Annotated in this window: 17 protein-coding genes and 1 pseudogene; 13 read left to right on the top strand and 5 right to left on the bottom strand. The window is 47.3% G+C overall.

The window, feature by feature from the left end:
- Positions 1-22: 22 nt before the first annotated feature.
- A complete protein-coding gene (locus tag PGL02S_RS09950) occupies positions 23-1,441 on the bottom strand; it encodes a PepSY-associated TM helix domain-containing protein (protein ID WP_036642576.1) in 1,419 nt (472 codons plus the stop codon).
- An 81-nt stretch (positions 1,442-1,522) separates the two neighbouring features.
- Positions 1,523-2,365: a thermonuclease family protein gene (locus tag PGL02S_RS09945; protein ID WP_152826704.1), complete on the bottom strand. Its 843-nt coding sequence runs from the start codon at positions 2,363-2,365 to the stop codon at positions 1,523-1,525.
- Between the two features lie 320 nt (positions 2,366-2,685).
- On the opposite strand from PGL02S_RS09945, the gene PGL02S_RS09940 reads away from it, so the two are divergent.
- From PGL02S_RS09940 to PGL02S_RS09895, 10 genes are all read left to right on the top strand, one after another.
- Positions 2,686-3,837, top strand: a complete 1,152-nt coding sequence (locus PGL02S_RS09940) for a P-loop NTPase family protein (protein ID WP_036642573.1) — start codon at positions 2,686-2,688, stop codon at positions 3,835-3,837.
- Between the two features lie 5 nt (positions 3,838-3,842).
- Entirely contained in the window at positions 3,843-5,093 is a 1,251-nt protein-coding gene (locus tag PGL02S_RS09935; protein ID WP_036642571.1) for a CpaF family protein, read from the top strand.
- A 53-nt stretch (positions 5,094-5,146) separates the two neighbouring features.
- A complete protein-coding gene (locus tag PGL02S_RS09930) occupies positions 5,147-5,947 on the top strand; it encodes a type II secretion system F family protein (RefSeq protein WP_172964031.1) in 801 nt (266 codons plus the stop codon).
- 15 nt (positions 5,948-5,962) lie between these two features.
- On the top strand, positions 5,963-6,835 hold the full coding sequence (locus PGL02S_RS09925; RefSeq protein ID WP_036642568.1) for a type II secretion system F family protein: 873 nt from the start codon (positions 5,963-5,965) through the stop codon (positions 6,833-6,835).
- A 19-nt stretch (positions 6,836-6,854) separates the two neighbouring features.
- Positions 6,855-7,046 carry a Flp1 family type IVb pilin gene (locus tag PGL02S_RS09920; RefSeq protein ID WP_036642627.1) on the top strand — a complete coding sequence of 64 codons (192 nt, stop codon included), beginning with the start codon at positions 6,855-6,857 and terminating at the stop codon, positions 7,044-7,046.
- Position 7,047: 1 nt separating this feature from the next.
- Positions 7,048-7,713: a TadE family protein gene (locus PGL02S_RS09915; RefSeq protein WP_173937135.1), complete on the top strand. Its 666-nt coding sequence runs from the start codon at positions 7,048-7,050 to the stop codon at positions 7,711-7,713.
- A gap of 2 nt (positions 7,714-7,715) precedes the next feature.
- Positions 7,716-9,947: a TadE/TadG family type IV pilus assembly protein gene (locus PGL02S_RS09910; protein ID WP_036642565.1), complete on the top strand. Its 2,232-nt coding sequence runs from the start codon at positions 7,716-7,718 to the stop codon at positions 9,945-9,947.
- 82 nt (positions 9,948-10,029) lie between these two features.
- Positions 10,030-10,956 carry a TadE/TadG family type IV pilus assembly protein gene (locus PGL02S_RS09905; protein WP_081742823.1) on the top strand — a complete coding sequence of 309 codons (927 nt, stop codon included), beginning with the start codon at positions 10,030-10,032 and terminating at the stop codon, positions 10,954-10,956.
- Between the two features lie 210 nt (positions 10,957-11,166).
- Positions 11,167-11,679: an A24 family peptidase gene (locus PGL02S_RS09900; protein WP_036642560.1), complete on the top strand. Its 513-nt coding sequence runs from the start codon at positions 11,167-11,169 to the stop codon at positions 11,677-11,679.
- Positions 11,680-11,691: 12 nt separating this feature from the next.
- Positions 11,692-13,557 carry a DUF6382 domain-containing protein gene (locus PGL02S_RS09895; protein ID WP_127502859.1) on the top strand — a complete coding sequence of 622 codons (1,866 nt, stop codon included), beginning with the start codon at positions 11,692-11,694 and terminating at the stop codon, positions 13,555-13,557.
- Positions 13,558-13,948: 391 nt separating this feature from the next.
- Here PGL02S_RS09895 and PGL02S_RS09890 read toward each other — a convergent pair.
- Positions 13,949-14,165 (bottom strand): annotated as a pseudogene (locus tag PGL02S_RS09890) (DUF3006 domain-containing protein).
- Positions 14,162-15,043: a ComEC/Rec2 family competence protein gene (locus PGL02S_RS09885; protein ID WP_036643165.1), complete on the bottom strand. Its 882-nt coding sequence runs from the start codon at positions 15,041-15,043 to the stop codon at positions 14,162-14,164. The pseudogene PGL02S_RS09890 and the gene PGL02S_RS09885 overlap by 4 nt, the downstream one beginning before the upstream one ends.
- A 633-nt stretch (positions 15,044-15,676) precedes the next feature.
- On the opposite strand from PGL02S_RS09885, the gene PGL02S_RS09880 reads away from it, so the two are divergent.
- Positions 15,677-16,129: a hypothetical protein gene (locus PGL02S_RS09880; RefSeq protein ID WP_063455956.1), complete on the top strand. Its 453-nt coding sequence runs from the start codon at positions 15,677-15,679 to the stop codon at positions 16,127-16,129.
- On the top strand, positions 16,072-16,275 hold the full coding sequence (locus PGL02S_RS28730) for an FHA domain-containing protein (RefSeq protein WP_235187454.1): 204 nt from the start codon (positions 16,072-16,074) through the stop codon (positions 16,273-16,275). The genes PGL02S_RS09880 and PGL02S_RS28730 overlap by 58 nt, the downstream gene beginning before the upstream one ends.
- Before the next feature lie 102 nt (positions 16,276-16,377).
- Here the strand turns inward: PGL02S_RS28730 and PGL02S_RS09875 are convergent, their stop codons facing one another.
- On the bottom strand, positions 16,378-17,298 hold the full coding sequence (locus tag PGL02S_RS09875; protein ID WP_036643121.1) for a copper amine oxidase N-terminal domain-containing protein: 921 nt from the start codon (positions 17,296-17,298) through the stop codon (positions 16,378-16,380).
- Positions 17,299-17,647: 349 nt separating this feature from the next.
- Between PGL02S_RS09875 and PGL02S_RS09870 the strand changes: the two genes are divergently transcribed.
- The gene (locus PGL02S_RS09870) at positions 17,648-18,691 is read left to right on the top strand and encodes a copper amine oxidase N-terminal domain-containing protein (RefSeq protein ID WP_307719596.1); all 1,044 of its coding nucleotides are present in this window, start codon (positions 17,648-17,650) and stop codon (positions 18,689-18,691) included.
- Positions 18,692-18,778: the final 87 nt, after the last annotated feature.

Raw genomic sequence — 18,778 nt, 5'->3', positions numbered from 1 at the left:
TGTTATGGTTTGAATATGTTGTTCAGGCATTCAGAAATGTCTTGACAGCCGATATTCTCCGAACGATAAACCGATCGATGAGCCAGACGATGATGAGCGATAATCCCACCAGCGGGAACAGAATCCCCAGAGCGATGAAGAGCAGAAGGAATACTCTCCTATGCTTGGCATCCACCTCGGGTGCCTTCGGTGCTCCCAGCCCATGTTCCGGTTTTCTCTTCCACCACAAGTACAGACCGCTTACCGCGATTAGAACGATTCCCACGCATATAAGCAAACTGAAGATCTGGTTTACGATGCCGAATTGGGTTCCTTTATGCAGCGTAATCCCAAGGGCGACGGCTTTGCCGACCGATCCGTAATGATCATAGCGATAATCTGCCAAAACCGCTCCGCTGTACTGGTCGATATGCATCGTGGCCTCATCCTGGGCTTTAGGCGGATAGGCGGACAGCGTATAGACACCATCCGCTTGCTGCGGGATGCTGATCGTATAGCTCGGATGGATGCCCTCGCTTCTCGCGACATACATTACATCTTCGATCGGAAGTGGCATAAAGTCGGAGATGCTGGAGTTCGGCACCTCCAGATTCTCTGCAGCCCAGGGTACTTCTGCCACGTCCTTGGTCTGCACCACATGGGAGGATGGCGCGCTGCCAGACCAGATGGACGGAGGGTAGCCGGCACCGGTATTGGTTGCCACGGTCTGAAAGTTGCTGCCCCACAGGCCTGACCATGGCAATCCGGTCATGATGAGAAATAACATGCCTGCTGCAACCCAGAAGGCGGGTACGGCATGCAGATCCCTGCGGAGAATTTGCTTGCCCTTGCCGAGCCTTGGATACAGGACGCCGGCAAGGCTTCTCTTCTTCTTGGTTTTGCTTTTGTTTTTATTTTTCGGAAGCCATAAATACAGGCCGGTCAGGATGAGCACAATCGCCCAGCAGGCGGCTAGTTCGACGATTCGGTCTCCGATCGTCCCGACCATCAGCTCACCGTGGAATTCCTCGATCTTGTCCATTATGCGGTCTTTGTCTTTCAGCTCGCCAATTTTCTCTCCCGTATAAGGATTCATGAAGACGGTCATGGATTCATTGCCAGAGGTCATGCTGATTTCCGTGGAGCGGGAGTCCGACTCGCCGGGGCGATACTTGGTAATGGTAGCATCAGGGTAGAGCTCTTTAACTTGTCCGACCAGCTTGCTTGGAGTTACCCTTTCAACCTGAGGGGTTACCGTGTAGTAGTCCCGATATAGCGCTTGTTCAATCTGGGGCTTAAATAAGTAAACGGAGCCGGTTATAGCCAGGATGATCAGAAAAGGAGCAAATAGGATGCCGGCATAGAAGTGCCATCTCCAGACGGTTTTGTACAGTGCGGCAGAGCTTGGATTAAGCGGCTGGCTTTCATTGGGCTGGGTTGCTGGTGTTTTCTTTTTCCCCATGACTCGTGGCTCCTTTTCACATACGGCTAAAATGTATATAAGATGAACATGAATGTTCATTTCATATCCTGAAATTCAATTCTAAATGCGAGGCGCCCGGAAGCCGGCCTGGACGGCTTCTTCCTCCGTGCAGAACCACTGCTCCTGCTTCGTGCGATCATAATAGGGAGATTGGGGAGTATGGTAGATTTTTTCGCCTTTGGAGTTGATATTCCCTTTAATGTCGCAGCCTTGCTTGGGCTTCTCGCGGTTCTCAATCGGAGTTTTGGTTGTTGGGGTGCTATTGTTATTATTGTTGTTGTTTTTATTCGCGTCCTGTTCTTCCGGATGGAATCCGTCTTCCTGGGCGTAGTTCTCTACGCTCCATATGCCGAGAGCCTGCTCCCGGCTGATTCGCTGCAAATCGTCGAATTTGTCAACGTACCGGGTGTTGGGCGGATAGATGTAGGCGACACGTGCGAGTCCTTCCTGAAGCAGCGCTTCCTGAACCATGGTTCCATCGGCATAAACGTAGGCGAGCAGCCTGGAGTATTTATCGCGGTTCGGACCGATGTCAAATTCCAGTTCCAGCCGATCGGCTTGTTCCACCAGTTCCTTTGTAAAGGCTTTGGCCTCGGGCCCGAATGGCTGTACGCCCAATTTCGGATGACTGGTTTCGGGCGTATCGATCAGCAGCAGCCGAACGTTTTCCTTTTTTCCTTCAAACATAACGCTGATAGTGTCTCCGTCTATGGCTTTGACCAGCTCTACGGCAACCCTCGGGAGATTGAGGTCATCGGTTGGGTAGGCCGCCGCATTGGAGCTGGCCGTGTCCGTGCCGGACTTGGCTTGGGTTGAAGTCTGCTCGCTGGATGTTGCTGGAGACATTATTGGCTGGCTGCAGCCTGATAATAGAAGCAAGGCAGCTAGTATAGCGGTTAACATTCGTTGTTTCACTTGTTGTCACTCTCCTGGCTTGTATGTATTCGTCCAGATAGTATAGGAGTTTATATAGGTTTTTCTATATAAGTAGTTACTATTTAGAGAACATTAGTTCTAATCCTATATAGTAGTGCATATATCCACGTTTTGACAATAGTGATTAAGGGCTATCTATGTAATAAAAATAAATCTTGCCGTTCTGCAGCAACTGTGATATTCTAATGTCAAATTATAGCAGACAACGGAAGCACCGTTCATTGACCGCGATTACGCGGCATGAACGGTGCTTTTTTGCGTTGTTGCAGAAGAGAGGGATTGGCTTTATGATACCGGCCCGAATTGTGCTGGCAGTGCAGGATTCCCGGTATGTCGAACCGCTGCTGAACTATGCGTATGGCAGTTCCTACGGATCAGCTCTGCAAGTGACGGCATTTACCCGCATGGATTCATTTCTTCATTATATGAGCTCGGGGGAAGTACCGAATCTGGTCGTGGGGGATGCTGAAATGTTGGAGAGCTGGCTCAGCCGAGGGGATGCCCCCGTGCCTTGGCTGCTTCTTAGCGAAGGTGATTCACCACTCTCACGGATGGAAGACGGCAGCAGTACGCCCAAGTATCAGCCCCTGCCTCAGCTGCTGGAGGTCATGATAGCCTGCTGTAAGAGAAACGGCGGCTCTTTAGAGAAACAGAATGCCGAAACGACACCGGTTATCGGCATTGTATCTCCCCTTGGAGGGAGCGGCAAGTCGACGATCGCAATGAATATGGCGAAGCAGCTGGGCGTGTTGGGGCTGAGAGTGTTCTATCTTAACTTGGAGACGGTGAACAGCAGCGCATTGTTTCCTTCTGGCTCGGTAGGCATGGAGGGAAGCTTCTCCAGATTGCTGTACGACATGAAGGCCTCGCAAGAGTTGGCTCCAAGGACAGAGGTGTCGATAACCCCTTACATTGTCAGGCATCATAGCCTGAAGTGTGATTCCTTTGAGCCGAGTTTCAATGTGAAGGAAATGACGGAGATGACCCTGGAGGATACGTCTTTGCTGTTGACCTCTCTAGTTTCTTGTCATCACTACGATGCCATAGTGGTGGATACGGAAGGGTACATGGGGGAACGAATGCAGGCCGTTCTCGAACAAGCCGAGCTGCTGATCTGGGTTCTATTGGATGATCTTATTAGTATGCATAAGTGCTGTGTATGGATGGATCAGCTGGAATTAAAGAACACTGCACTCTTCGGAAGTATGAAGAAGCGCAGTCGATTCATTGTCAATCGGTTTACTGGCCAACTGGTGAACAGTCTCCCCCGCAAGGATATTGGTATTGACGATGTACTGCCTTATATTCCTTCATGGAAGCAGCTCCATCAAGAGGAGCTGCTGTTGTCCTCACCCATATACCAGAGGGAAGTATTGAAGCTCTGTCAGCAGCTGTTGGATAACTCGGGTATTAGGCCAGCTCTTGCAGGCGGAGGGTAGCGAATATGATGGAAGATCAATTCAAGTCCGTCCGTGATCAGGTTCGGTCTGAGCTGGACATGAGCTCCAGCGTGAACAACTCGGAGTTGATGGCCCGCATCGAGGAGATGGTGTGGAGAAGGCGCGAGCTTTTGGAGCTGACGGCCGCAGAGAAGCGCAGGCTGGTGCGGAGAGTGTATGATTCCTTTCGCGGGTTGGATGTGCTTCAGCCCTTAGTAGATAACCCCAGAATAACGGAGATTATGATCAACAGCCATCAGGATATTTTCATTGAGCAGGATGGTGAGGTGAAGAAGCTGCCGCTCCAATTCGAGTCGCAGAGCCGCCTCGAAGATATCATTCAGAGCATTGTCGGTACGGTAAACCGTGTGGTAAACGAGTCAACACCTATTGTAGACGCGAGATTGAAGGATGGCTCGCGGGTTAACATTGTGCTTCCCCCCATAGCACTGAAAGGCCCGACCATGACGATTCGCAAATTTCCGGAATCGCCGATGACGATGCATGATCTGGTCGAAAGGGGGGCGTTATCGGAGGAAGCGGCAGAACTGCTCCGGGTATTGGTCAAGGGCAAGTACAACATTTTTATAGGCGGTGGAACGGGCTCGGGAAAGACAACCTTCCTGAATGCCCTATCGCAGTATATTCCGCCTGATGAAAGGGTCATAACGATTGAGGATTCGGCAGAATTGAAGATCGTAACCGTTCCAAACCTGGTGTCACTTGAGACACGGAATGCCAACACAGAAGGCCGGGGGGAAATCGCCATGCGCGATCTGATCCGTTCGTCGCTGCGGATGCGTCCCAATCGGATCGTGGTGGGTGAGGTTCGTGGAAGCGAGGCGCTGGATATGCTGCAGGCAATGAATACCGGGCATGACGGAAGTCTGTCGACAGGTCATGCCAACAGCACGCAGGATATGATCAGCCGCCTGGAGACGATGGTGCTGAGCGGTGCGGATCTCCCAATCAGTGTGGTCCGTCAGCAAATCAGCTCGGCTATTGATGTATTCGTTCATTTATCGCGGCTAAGAGATCGTTCGCGGCGCGTAACGGAGATTAGCGAAGTGATCGGGATGAACGGCGGGGAAGTGCTCTTGAACCCGCTGTATCGATTCCGTGAGAGGGGGGAAGCGTCCGGCCGGGTTATTGGGGGCCTTGAACCTTGCGGTAACCCACTTCGATGCTCGGACAAGCTTCAAATGGCCGGGATTACGGATTGGCCGCTGAGGAAGATCGTGGGGGTGGCGGAATGAACCGGCCTCACAGCTCAGTCCCGATTTCCGAGAAGGAACAAGGCGAGCAGGCGATGAAACGACGTAAGGCTGGCGGGAAGGCCGAGCGAATTACCGCTCAACGAACGAACACCCTTCCGGATTACAGTGTGTATCACCTCTCGATAAGACAAAGAGCGGCATGTGTCATCCTTGGCGGAGTTCTGTTTTCTTTCATCGGTTATCTGTTTTATCACCATTTGATTTTGTCATTGTTGCTTGGCGCCGGCGGTTTGATGATTCCTAAGTTTTGGCGCCGGTTTATGTTGGATCGCAGACGCAAGACGTTGAATCTCCACTTTAAGCAGGCTCTGTACTCTTTGTCCTCATCGCTGTCGGCTGGCCGTTCCGTAGAGAACGGGTTCAGGGATGCGGTACAGGATTTACTGCTGCTCGATCCCGGAGCTAGCAGTGATCTGATCTTTGAGCTTAAAGTCATTGTGTCCCGATTAGAATACGGTGAACCGATTGAAGTGGCGCTGCAGGATTTTGCCCGGAGAGCAGGGATGGAGGATATTACGAATTTCGCAGATGTTTTCTCAACGTGCAAACGAACAGGCGGCGATCTGGTTGAAGTCGTTCGCAGAACCTCTTCCGTCATCGGAGAAAAGCTGGACATACAGCAGGAGATATCCGTGATGATTGCCCAGAAGCGGTTTGAATCCAAGGCGCTGCTGGCTGCGCCGTTCCTGCTGCTGCTGTTCATGAATATGACGTCTCCCGATTACATGGAGCCTATGTACAGCGGAGCCGGGATTTTGATTTCAACCTTTGCATTGGCTGCTTTAGGAGGCTGTTTCCTGTGGATCAGCAAAATGATGAACATCAAGGTGTAAGGAGGTGAAGCGGGCATGTTGACATGGATATCCGGTGCGCTGATGGTTCTGCTTGTGGGTGGTTGGGTGGTGCTGAATCAAATGTGCGGCGAACGATACCATCGTCTTAGCAAGTTGTCCATGGCGGGACTGAGACTGCAAAGGCTGGCTCCGCCTCTGCTGTTCATGCTGGAGCGGGGGAAGGTTCCGATGCGCATTCCGATTGTCTTCTATCGGATGCAGGGCTCCGTCCAGAAAATATACGGCTTGCGCCACAGTGCAGAATTGACGCTGCTGTTTATGGCCGAGGCACTTGCGTATACATGGCTAATTTGGATCGGTGGATGTATATGGGCATTGTTATCGGGAGAGGTTATGGGGCTTATAGCGGGATTGGGGTTAGGCACATTGCTGCCCGTTGCTTTGGTTAAGGATCTGCATAAAAAAGTGATGCTGCGCGAGCAAGAAATCATTATGGAGCTGCCGGAGCTTCTAAACAAGATTGTGCTGCTTGTTGGGGCAGGAGAAACGGTGCAGCGGGCAGTGATTCACTGTGTAGAACGGAACAAGGATATGAATCATCCCCTGTATGCAGAGCTTAAGAGAATGGTGCTGGAATGGGAGGGAGGCCATCCGTTCCAGCACGCCTTCGAGCAGTTTAACAAACGATGCGGCGTTCAGGAAGTGTCGATATTTACAACTACGGTTCTGCTTAATTTTCGTCGAGGCGGAAATGACTTTGTACTGGCGCTTCGGGATCTGTCGCGTGTGCTGTGGGAGAAGCGCAAGGCCATCGGAAGAACAAGGGGGGAGCAGGCCTCCTCGAAGCTGGTGCTGCCGATGGTCGTAATTTTTATGATTGTAATTGTTTTGCTTGGAGCACCTGCATTTATGATGATGAACATGTAGAAGGGATCGGTGTATGAATATGATGCTAACCGTGATGAAGAATGGAATGAAGGCTTTTTGGAAGGATGAGAAAGGGATAGGAACGCTCGAGATGATCCTAATCCTCGTTGTTATTTTAATTATTGCGCTCATATTCAAGGATCAGATTACGTCGCTGGTTAATAATCTGTTTGATTCTGTGAATAACAAGAGCGAGGAGTTCCTTGAATAAGATGCTTGCGAGGAAATGGAAGGACGAGAGAGGAAGCTTCACGGTTGAAGCTTCCCTGGTTCTTCCCATTGTGTTGATGGTGACGGCTTTGCTTCTGTTTCTATGCTTATATATCTATCAACAGTCTATGCTGGTCCAAGCTTCAGCTGCAGCTTCCGAACGGACTGCGTATGCCTGGGACAACAGCCATAAGGTTTCAGCCTCGGGATCGGTGGAGCTGGGGCAGCATGATTCACTATATTGGCGGTTGACGGATGATCATGTGTTAGGAACTCTATTTGGTTTGGCCGGGGGAGACGAGACGAGGTCAATCTCATTTCCGCAAGGCGAGTCTGCTGGCGGAAAGCTGCCTGAGCTTAAGATGTACAAGGGAGGTATGGCTGTGCCGTCAAGTATGGCGGGAGAGATGCGGTATACCAATCAACTGCTCATTCGAAAAGTAACAACGTCATTAAACGAGCAAGTATCGCTTACGCCGCTCAGCCGGATGTTAGATGATGGCGGTCAGATCAAGGTAAGCGGACAATCAATTGTGGTTGATCCTGTCGAGTTTATTCGGACGGTAGATTTGATGCGCTATTACGGATCGAAGTTTCAAGGCGGAGGCAATGGAACGGATAAGGCTGCTGCAGGAGAAGTTCTACAAAAGTTCGGAGGTCCGCGATAGTCATGGGGAAGCAAGGGGAAACAAAGTCGAGCCGGAGAAGAAAACAGGGAGTCCGATCGTCTGATGGATCTGTATCTGTTTTTTTGATTATCGCATTGGCTGCTGTATTCATGTTTGTTGCCATATTTATTGATTATTCGCGTATAGCCGCCATGAAGGTGCAGAGCGAACGCCTGACAAGAGCGGCCGTACGTTCTGTGATGTCATCTTATGATCCGCAGCTGCAGAAGGAATATGGATTATATGCCTTTGGCGACAGCAGTGGGGATTTGATCATGGGCAATGTGTTGAATGATAGCCTCAATCCAGGAGATCGAAGCGATGCATTTCGGTTAATGGCAATGGAGCTCGACAGTTCAGGACTTGAACTGCAGCGTCCGCTGGGTACTTATGACATATTCAACCGGCAGATTATCGAGGATATGAAGTATAAAGCGCCGATTGATTTCACGCTGGAGCTTGTCAACAAGTTTAAACCGTTGTCGCAGTCCATGAAGGAAGCTTCTAATACGGTAGATGTGCTTAAGCAGCTTCGCAAATTGTATGACAGGCGGGAAGAGGCCCTCGATGAAATGCTGGTCAAGCAGCGCAGGGCAGGCGAATATGCAATCAAACTTTCGAAGCTGGTTATGGATCCGCCCGGACGATCCATCTACGATGCTTCGCTTGGAGGAAGTATTTCTACTGCTGCCGATGGGGCATCACAGTACACGGATTATAAGGCTAAACAGCAGGAGGATGCGGACAGGCCACCTAAGGAGAAGCTGTACACGCTGCAGCTTATGGCTTATCAGAACGGAATTTCTTCCATTGGTTCAGAAATTTCGAGTGAGGCCAGCAGATTTCAGAAGGAGAATGACAAACTTCTCGAATATGCATATAAGCTGTGGGAGGAAGCAAGGAATCTGAACGAAGAGATGAAGCAGGTTATCAAGGATTCGGAGAATCGTTCATCCAATAAAGGGTATGATCAGGTCACGAATGATGTAACACCGGGATCAACCGATTCATCCGGGTCAGAAGCGGAAATGATTCAATCTATCCGGAAACAGGCGGACAAATTAGTTCACAGCGATGAATTGATGAACAGTTTCCGGCAAGAGATTGAGGGGCAGGAGAGTCTATACCAGCAGGTTGGTCATGCGGTCTCTTCACTTCAATATTCACTGGGCGGGGAGGGAATGAAAGGGGCTGTGCTTGAAGCTAGCCATGCCCTGCAGAATTATATCTCCAATTACGGAACTTCAGGCGGCAGCAATATAATAGACCGGCAGCAGGCAGCATTGGAGCAATTCCGGACATCAGATAAGGAACGCAAGGCGATGGAGAGACAAGCTAATCGGAAGCTGAAGCAGGCCACGAAAGTCATTGAGGTGATCAACGGACTGAATGGGCAGCATCAGGCTATGTTGGATGAGTTCCGGGAACTGCAGCAGTACTATGACGAAAGTCTTCAATTTAATGCCGAAGCAGACAGTATGAGCAAGGGAAAACCACTTCATAACGATCCTTATGAAGCAGGCAAAGATGCAATGGATAATATGGATGGTATGTTCGGATTCATGGGGAATGTGCTTGGTGGTGTTAGGGACGAATTGTTTCAAAACGAGTACGCTGTTCATTATTATCAGCATTTTGATATAGGGAATTTATCTGGTATTGTGGATGGTTCTAATGCAAGCGGAGATATTGCTCAAGAATTTGCCATCGGGAATCAGGAAGTGGAGTATATTCTGTACGGATTCCATAACCCTGCCGGGAATATATCGGCTGCTTATGCAGAGATATTTGCCTCCAGGATTGCTGTTCGGACAATGGAAGGATTTATCGTCAATAGTAAATTAGGAAATCCATTGGCTATTTTGGCTGCTGCCATACTGTATGGCATTGAAAAGGCTATAGAGGATATGATCCAGTTGTGTCAGACGGGGAGTATTCAGTTGTCCAAGTATGTCCCCGTTGAGCTGACATACCGGGATCATTTACGGATATTTCTGTTTATTCACAGCGATAACGAGAGGAAGCTGTCGCGAATGCTGGCATTGATTCGCCTGAACACCGGAATCAATCCTGCGGAACGATCGACCTACGCATCAGGTGAGGTCAGGACGGCCATGCGGCTATGGTTTCTTCCCGGGGTGACGAAGTCGCTTGGCGTTGTATTTGGAAGCGGCGGTGATGAGGTTCAGGGAAATCTTTACATTGTAAATCGCAGGGCGGATTTTTCTTATTAGGATTAGGGGTATTTGAATGAAACGATTAGCGGTGTTACAGAAGCCTCCCCGTAAGGATCAAGCGTCATCGGATCAAGGAAGTATGGTTGTTGAAGCAGCGCTTGTGCTGCCAATGTTCATGTTTTTTATTATTTTCCTCATATATATCGTGCAAATGACGCTGATATCGACAGCGCTGCAGAGCACGGTTTCGGACACCGTCAAAACCGTAGCAGCTCATATGTACCCTGTTTCCCTAGCCGTCCAAGGCAACTCGGTTGGTGGTGGGGCAGGAGAAAGCGGATCCCCCAGTACATCCCATTGGGAAATCCCAAAGTTGTCGCTTGCTGATTGGGTTTCTAATTACAACGACTCCCTTCCGTCACCTGTTAATGAGTGGATTGTCCAAGCTGTAGCTTCAGGCGAGGAGCCGCTGCAGCAGCTCAAGAATCAGACCGTGGAAGCCGTACTGGATCCTGTGGTCAAACCGATGTTGAAGCCGTTTATGCCAGATCGTCTTTTGGACTATGACCGAATTCATGTATCCAATGTTCATATTCCGAATTTAAAGAGTGGAGAGAGTCCTTATTTCGGTATTGAGGTCAACTACGCCCTGCCCATTCGGGTCCCCTTCTTAAACAAACGTATTGTGCTGCAGGCGAAGGCTCAGGAGAGGCTGTGGATCGGGGATACCGGCGAAGGAGGGGCAGATTCGGGTAACGGCGACGGCTCGGAGACAAGCGGGGGGATCGAACTGCTTGAGAAGCCCAATCCGGCTGTGGCGAGCAAGCAGGCAAAAGTGAAAGTGAAAGTGGAGCCAGGAACCAGCGCGCAATTGTCCGTTTATTATAAGAGCGGTCAGAGTACGGCTAAATATTTGGGATGGGAGACCGCGGACGAGAATGGCTATATCGAATGGGAATGGAATGTGGGATTTAATACAACGCCGGGTACGTGGCTGTTTGTTGTTGAGACAGCAGACGGGCAGCGGATGGAGGTGCCGTTTACGGTGGTTGCAAGGTCGGGTTAGACAAGATTTCGATAGGTTGGGTTCCAAAGAATGAGTGCATGTAGAAATGGCTTAAAGAAGCGTACTAGAGATGTGGCCTTAGAAGTGAAGAGAGATGTGATCAGAGATGTGACCCAAAAGGATCATTCTGAAGAAGCGTTCGTGCAAACAGAAGTGAAATTCTACTAAGGCTATTCCAGCGAATAGTGACGACAGAGGAGGTTGATACGTATGGCCGTTGCCTATGGACTTTGTGCCGTTTATCTGATTGCGGCTTTCCTGACAGACCTTCGTTCCATGAAAATCCCCAATGCATTGACTGTTCCAGCTATGCTGCTGGGTCCTGTCTATCATGGCATTCTAGACGGATGGGAAGGAATGTTCTTTTCACTGAAGGGTCTCGGAGCAGGGTTCCTCATCTTGTTGATCATGTATTTTATAGGGGCCGTTGGAGCAGGCGACGTCAAGCTGTTTGGAGGCATAGGTGCCTGGACCGGTCTATGGTTTACGCTTCATGCAATTATGTATTCTGTCCTTTGTGCCGGTGTAGTTGGCCTGATCATACTTCTCTGGCGGAGGGAAACGATGAAACGAATTCGGAAAGTTGTTGGCAGTATTGCCGGAGTCTTTATTTTAAAGAGTGGGTTGCCGTGGCGTAATAATCAGGAGGAGCACTTACGGTTTCCTTTCATGATCGCGGTCCTTCCTGGTGTAATCAGCACGTATATTGTACTGCATATGTAGGAGGCGGTTCTTATGTTCGGATTAAAGAGGGATTTTGTGCAAAACGGCGGAACGAGCATGGTTCTGGACCGGGCCGAGGGAATCCAATCATCAGAACTTAATCATGTGCAGCTGGGCATGATTCGATCTTCAAGAATTCCGCATTTTCTGAAGCTGCATATGAAAGAAGTCGATTACAAGCTGACGCTGGAATATGATATTACCGGCAAAAAGATGCTCTCTCAATCATTAAAAAGTGAGCGAATGACACTCACCGAATATTATGGGTTGCTGCTTCAAATCGCGACCGCTCTGGATGATAGCAAGCTGTATATGCTTCAACCGGAGAACTACATTCTTCATGAGGAATATCTATTTATTGAGGGTTCCATTCATCTAGGCACGCTATATTTAACTTATGTTCCACTTGCAGCTAATGAGACCGGGAGCAAGCAACTCCCTGTATCGCTCAAGGAGCTAATGACAAGGCTGCTCGCATCCGTGTCAGAGCTGAAAGGGGGAGGAATACAGGCACTGATGTCCTACTGCGGTGAACAAAGCTTTAATTTGCCGGGACTTAAGAGGCTTATTGTTGAATTGCTTGCAGGGGAAGACGGTGAAGACCATCGACCAGCAGCGCAGATGAAAGGGGCAGTGCCTGCAAGAGTGGAGGGAGTATCCTCATACTATAACGATATCCAACCAAATGGTATCTCCAAGCCTGACTCCGCCTTTACGGAATCGACACGTTTCCGGACAGCAGCGCCACATACGGAGAGTGACGTCAAGACGGATAAACAGAGTTTAATTCGAAGTCTGACTGAGCGTACAAATTTGAAGTTTGGGAGAATGGGCAGAGGCGAAGAGAAGAACACCCCTCATTCGGATTATTTCGACTCGGGTTCCAACGCTGCTTGGGCATCTGATACGGATTATGGAACGGACCCTGGGGCTTCGGAGCAAGACAAGTCCTCCCCGGTTCGTACCTATATTCTGTTAGGATGTTTACTGGCTGCAGCGGGAGTTTGGAGATTGTTGTATATGAGTCAACCGGGTGTGCTGATGCTGGCGTTGTCAGTCGTGATTACGCTTCTCCTTGCTGTTGTTGCCTGGCTTGGCTGGAGTGGAAAACTCCAGCTGCTCTCCCGGAGATCAGATGATTGGTCCGAATCGTTACCGATGTTTGAATCAACTGAGCTTAGCCCCCCGGGCCATTCCAAGTGGAAGTCCGTTCCTCGTTTCGAGGCAGATCCCTTATCAGGTCTTCTGACGGGAAATTCCAGCTCCACAACAGGAACAGGAACAGCAGATATGGAGCTTAGGGAGAGCAGGGAGAACTGGAGATGGAAGGTTCCCAAATCTCCAACCCATCCAGAGGACCATCAGAAACAAGCAGGCTACCCTCCGCAGGGGCAGGGCTATCCCTATTCGCATTCACAAGAGGCTGAACCTGCAGTCTCTTATGGCGAGGAAGGTGATTATTATGCTCATTTGTCCCAGCGCACGGAGGTGCTTTCATCACATGGAGGCGGAGGGGCTACTGTACAGCTGGGTCCGGAAACGAAGCCTCCTGCTCATCCACATTCAGCAAGAACCTATCTGGAGCTGAACGAACCGAATGCAGCCGCTACGCAGAGGATTGAATTGACGCAACCCCATTTTATCATCGGCAGATCCCCTGATGTCGCGCAATTTGTTGCTCAGGGTGTGGGAACTTCGCGGGCACATGTCGAGCTCTCGCGTGAAGGTGGAGAATACGTATTGAAGGACCTGGGTTCAAGAAACGGTACGATTTTAAAGGGAGAGTCCATGGTGCCGTATAAAGAATATCCCCTGAAGGAGGGGGATGCCTTTGTTATTGCAGGCTGGTCGTTTACCTTGCGTAGCGGGTTATATTGATAGGGGATAAAATAGTAGACAGAGATTTAAATACTTCCGAAGCCCATATTTAATGATGCATGCTTATGTTAACTTCATTAGTTTTATGAGAAGTGTTTTTAATTTAAATCACTTACACATAAAAGGTCTCCAGATGGTGGAGACCTTTAAGTGAAATTTCATTGAGTATTTAAAGGAATCAGGGCTTAGAATCGATGATTGCTTATGTATTAGTAATATTCCGATATTTCTCGGAAAAGTCTTTCTCAACCAGCATCAAAAAAGCTACCCTTAAATTTTTTTTTGGGGCTACTCCTTCAGAATATGACGACATCGTCGCATCTGCCAACCGGAAAAATATTCCACTACCTGGGGGTCACTTCACTAAATATCAGGCTTGTTTTTGTTTTTACTAGTCTTCAAATAATTCATTCATTAGATCATCAAATCTCTTCTTTACGTTTCAAGGTTTCTGTTTTATCAACTGTAATTTTATTATCGCTAATGGTAAGCACATCACCCACACTGCAATCATTAGGAAGCAGTTCTTTTGGAATGTCCTCTGTACTACCTTCAATTTCTACAACAGCAAAGCTTCCTTCAAATCGATCTATTATTCCTTTTCTCATTTCGCACCCTTTGTTGTAGTAAAAGTTATTGTAGATCCGTTACTGATAGCCGTAATTGTTCCTTTTTGGTCAGTTCGCATTACAGCAGCGCCAGCATCTTTGAGGCGAGACAGGATACCTGCATTCGGATGACCGTAACTATTCTTTCCTACACTGATGATTGCATACTTCGGCTTTACTGCGTCTATAAATTTCTTACTTGAAGATGAGATAGATCCATGACTCCCCACTTTAAGAACGTCTGCTTTTAATATGGACTTGTTTATAAGCATGTCTGTTTCGGATTTGATATCGGCGTCGCCAGTAAAGAGGAAGGAGTTATTCTTATACCCTAATCTTAGGACAGCACTCCACTTATTTAAATCGCTGCCATATTCATTAACGGGAGCTAAGAAGGTAGCGGTAACACCCATGAGCGGGATTGTAACATCTTTTTTAGCCTGTTTTATGGTAAGTCCTTTGTTCTTTACAGCCAGCAAGAAATCTTTATAGGTGTCTGTTGTGTGTAAAACCTTTGGAGCATAAACAGATTTAACATTAATCGATTTAATAACATCATCTAAACCGCCGATATGATCAGCGTCTGGATGTGTAGCAACTACAGCATCTAGTGTATTCACACCAAGGTGATTCAGATACTTAACAACATTATTGCCTTGATTATTATTCCCAGCATCAATAAGTATGTACTGATTTTCAGGCGTTCTAATTAACGTTGAATCGCCTTGCCCTACATCTAAGTAATAGACCTGAAGTGTTCCACTAGCTTGATTCTTAGGTGAATCTATTCGTCCCGGATGAGCGAATGCTCCAGAGGAAGATAAAACTGTTATAATCAAGAAAAAAATTAAAGATAAATAAATAGATTTATTTTTCATAAGACTCCTTCGATTAACCTATTGTTTTGCTAACTCAATAATTTTATTGAGCCAATATTTCTGTTTCTCTAATAGGGCGTTTTCTTTTTCTAAGCTTGCTAACATCGCTTTGGAGCCTGGTTTTAACTTATCAATTTGTTTTTGATAGTACTTGAGCTTATCTGCTTTACTTTGACTTTTTTTGCAACTGCTGATGGTGTGGTTTTCTGTGCGTCAATTTGTTGGTGCTACTAGGACTGATGTGAGTCCTAACACAAAAGTGACTGCAACAATAAGTTTTTTATTATTTATGCCTCCTAATTATAGAATTTGCTCTCTTATAGTAACAAATAAACTGGAAAAAATATATATATTCAGGTGAATGGAAGTGCGACAATAGTCTCGATAGTTAATTGCAGAAAGCTTCCAAATTAAGACCATATTCATGGCTCGATTGGAACGAACTCAAAATGATTCTTGGGATTAAATCGGATGGAGTGCAACTTCGGATACAGGAATCACAAAAAGAAAAAGCGTTAATACCTTGGCAGAGGTAATAACGCAAAGTCCAATAATACACATATTATACCTTAACCTTTTTTGGAAGACCAACATTAGCTTTCATTTAGGAGTTCAGGAACAGGAACAGCAGATATGGAGCCTAGGGAGAGCAAGGAGAACTGGAGATGGAAGGTTCCCAAATCTCCAACCCATCCAGAGGACCATCAGAAACAAGCAGGCCACCCTTCGCAGGGGCAGGGCTATCCTTATTCGCATTCACAAGAGGCTGAACCTGCAGTCTCTTATGGCGAGGAAGGTGATTATTATGCTCAGTTGTCCCAGCGCACGGAGGTGCTTTCATCACATGGAGGCGGAGGGGCTACTGTACAGCTGTGTCCGGAAACGAAGCCTCCTGCTCATCCACATTCAGCAAGAACCTATCTGGAGCTGAACGAACCGAATGCAGCCGCTACGCAGCGGATTGAATTGACGAACCCCATTTTATCATCGGCAGATCCCCTGATGTCGCACAATTTGTTGCTCAGGGTGTGGGAACTTCGCGGGCACATGTCGAGCTCTCGCGTGAAGGTGGAGAATACGTATTAAAGGACCTGGGTTCAAGAAACGGTACGATTTTAAAAGGAGAGTCCATGGTGCCGTATAAAGAATATCCCTTTGAAGGAGGGGGATACCTTTGTTATTGCAGGTTTGGTCGTTTATCTTGTGTAGCGGGTTATATTGATAGGGGATAAAGTAGTAGAAGAAAGTAACCCCGGGTTTTGAAAGGCATTGATCCTGCCTTAACAAAGACCGGGGTCTCGGCATTTTTTGTTGAAATGTGTGCATGAGTTATTTTATAACTTGCTTGAATAAATCAGGTACTCCGTATCGCCGGTTGGGTCCAGGTACCAGTTAGCGACCCTTGTTGAGTAATTATAAGATCCTCCGTATAGGGGCCAGCGTGTAACGTACACATTGTATTCCGGAACGAAGATATTATATTGAGCATCATATCCGCTTGGATAAGACGAATTCATAAAAAAAGTAATAATAAAGATATTGATGTTTTTGTAGCCATATTTTTTATGCACATGGGTGGCAAGATTTTTGGTCAACAGATGCCCTGTTGAAGGTTTGGTGTCAAAGGTGTCGATAATGTTTTGCATCGTTTGTTCATCCGAAATTTCTACGGCAATGGTGATTGAATCCGAATCGTCGATTACGCCATAAGTTAAGTCGTTCAGGTGCAATTTTCCGGAAGAGAGATTTGAGTATTTGGATTCCAATTCCTCTTGGATTTTTTTAGCTTTCGTTTTTATGGGTGGAATCGGTGTGGGCTTAGGAACAAAAGGCTCTGTCCCTTTGTAACTGGTAATGTTAATGGTATTTCCGTTTACGGCCAGGGTTGCACCTGTAGCTTCGCTTATGAACCGAAGCGGGACGAAAACGTTTCCGTTCATGGATAAAGGTGGGGATTCTAACACCATGCGCGTGCCGTTTACATATGCGTTTTTGTTGCCAACGGTCAGCACAAGGCTGATGCCTTTTTTAGTCCCTGTAATCTGCTGTCTGGAAGAATCCCACTTTACAGAGAGGCCCAAACTTTTAAATATAGGGGCGAATTGTACCAGGGTCACTCCGTCTCGCAAAATGGGGGCCTGCCGCAGCTCTACTTTAACGCCATCTAAGTTGACGATTTTTGCTGGGGCTGCTCCTGCTGCTGGAATGATCCATGTAAATAGTAAAACTATGATTATTGCTAATTTTAATTTCACTTCATTCTTTCCTCCTAGGACTATTGGATTACATTCAAATAACAGTCTATTATACTTGATATGTGTTTTATTTCCATGATTTTCTTGGAATCGGCAAACTGCAACACCATATCTAGGTTATAGGTTGAACTTTTTGTTCCGTTCCGTAACTAATCTCCTTAGATGAGGGTTATAACAGAGGATTGAACTTATGAGATGAAGGAGATTGATTGAAGTGATAAAAAGAGGACTATTATGGTTACCCTTATTTTTTTTGCTAGGGTTACTGCTATCAAGCCCATCCCATGCTGCTGCCTCTTCTTTTGTAAAAGCAAATGTGGAATATGGGCAATTCAAATCGCTCTTCTCCATGAAAGACCCGGTGATGATAAAGGATGGGAGGGTATTGCTTCCTCTGCGAGAGATCGGCGATATTTTGGGTTTGAAGGTTCATTGGAATCAACCACAACAGAGGGCGAGTCTGTATGGAGTAAATCTTGAGTTGACGCTGCAGCTTGGAAGCGATGTTGTTTATTTGAATAAGAAACAGAAAAAACTCAAGACATCTGCGGAAGTCATCAACGGAAAACTCTACATCCCACTCCGATTTGTTGCAGAAGCCGTGAATGAGGATGTGAAGTGGAACTCCAATACGAAGACACTGTCTGTTGGCAGTAATTACGTTGTGGGAACAGATAAAGGTATTACATTTTGGCTTAATCGAAAGAACGGCGAGTTCTACCAAGCCATAGGTAACAAGGTGCCATCGTTTATTGGGACACTGGAGATCAGGGGAGGGGAGTTGAGGCATCTTCAAGTCCAACGACTGTCCGACAACAGTTCGTACGTCCGACTATACGAGGCCGAAGGGATGTCCGAATTAGGTAAGAGATCCGGTCAGATTTTTGTGAAGAACGGACAAATTATAAGGGAAGCACACTTTGAGTTCATAGGGCATTATCCGGATACTAATGCGTATAACCTGTACGATCTGCGAGATAAAGTATTGTTTTCGGATGGCAAGCATGCAGAGTTTCTGAATCATGAAGGGGAAGTAGTGGCTTACTATAATCTAGGGGAACTTACTGGAAAAGAAGATGAGATCTATATGATCGAATACATCACGGATTATTACATGATCTTACGGGAGTATGGAACGCAGCACCTGATACTTTATCATCGAATGCGTGAGATCACTGCTTATGTTCATGAGCTGCTCCCGCTTCCGCCTGCGGAGAAACAGTTCCTTGAAGAAGTTGCCTTGGACAGAAATAATGAACCGGACCGCGAGCTTATCATTCGCTTCAATAAACAGGAGGAGAATACGCTGTTGTTTCTGAATAAGAGTAAAAAAACAGGCCAAGTTCATTCATATCCCTTCAACTTAACGAAATTAAAAAACGAATCCCCCTGATCCTCTGGATAAGAACAAGGGGGAATTATCTTCTGGACTATACGGTGCTTGTCCCACAGTGAGGACAAGCACCGTTGTTCCATTTAA

Origin of the sequence: Paenibacillus glucanolyticus NBRC 15330 (genome assembly GCF_004000885.1) — a bacterium.
Lineage (GTDB): Bacteria > Bacillota > Bacilli > Paenibacillales > Paenibacillaceae > Paenibacillus_AQ > Paenibacillus_AQ glucanolyticus.
This window is presented reverse-complemented; position numbering and strand designations above follow the sequence as displayed.

Bases quoted from the DNA above. Each gene is read 5' to 3' on its own strand.
- PGL02S_RS09905 (WP_081742823.1), top strand. From the start codon at position 10,030: ATGGTTGTTGAAGCAGCGCTTGTGCTGCCAATGTTCATGTTTTTTATT.
- PGL02S_RS09935 (WP_036642571.1), top strand. From the start codon at position 3,843: ATGATGGAAGATCAATTCAAGTCCGTCCGTGATCAGGTTCGGTCTGAG.
- PGL02S_RS09940 (WP_036642573.1), top strand. From the start codon at position 2,686: ATGATACCGGCCCGAATTGTGCTGGCAGTGCAGGATTCCCGGTATGTC.
- PGL02S_RS09895 (WP_127502859.1), top strand. From the start codon at position 11,692: ATGTTCGGATTAAAGAGGGATTTTGTGCAAAACGGCGGAACGAGCATG.
- PGL02S_RS09900 (WP_036642560.1), top strand. From the start codon at position 11,167: ATGGCCGTTGCCTATGGACTTTGTGCCGTTTATCTGATTGCGGCTTTC.
- PGL02S_RS09925 (WP_036642568.1), top strand. From the start codon at position 5,963: ATGTTGACATGGATATCCGGTGCGCTGATGGTTCTGCTTGTGGGTGGT.
- PGL02S_RS09870 (WP_307719596.1), top strand. From the start codon at position 17,648: ATGAAAGACCCGGTGATGATAAAGGATGGGAGGGTATTGCTTCCTCTG.
- PGL02S_RS09950 (WP_036642576.1), bottom strand. From the start codon at position 1,441: ATGGGGAAAAAGAAAACACCAGCAACCCAGCCCAATGAAAGCCAGCCG.
- PGL02S_RS09945 (WP_152826704.1), bottom strand. From the start codon at position 2,365: ATGTTAACCGCTATACTAGCTGCCTTGCTTCTATTATCAGGCTGCAGC.
- PGL02S_RS09880 (WP_063455956.1), top strand. From the start codon at position 15,677: ATGGAGCCTAGGGAGAGCAAGGAGAACTGGAGATGGAAGGTTCCCAAA.
- PGL02S_RS09920 (WP_036642627.1), top strand. From the start codon at position 6,855: ATGATGCTAACCGTGATGAAGAATGGAATGAAGGCTTTTTGGAAGGAT.
- PGL02S_RS09910 (WP_036642565.1), top strand. From the start codon at position 7,716: ATGGGGAAGCAAGGGGAAACAAAGTCGAGCCGGAGAAGAAAACAGGGA.
- PGL02S_RS09930 (WP_172964031.1), top strand. From the start codon at position 5,147: ATGAAACGACGTAAGGCTGGCGGGAAGGCCGAGCGAATTACCGCTCAA.
- PGL02S_RS09915 (WP_173937135.1), top strand. From the start codon at position 7,048: ATGCTTGCGAGGAAATGGAAGGACGAGAGAGGAAGCTTCACGGTTGAA.
- PGL02S_RS09885 (WP_036643165.1), bottom strand. From the start codon at position 15,043: ATGAAAAATAAATCTATTTATTTATCTTTAATTTTTTTCTTGATTATA.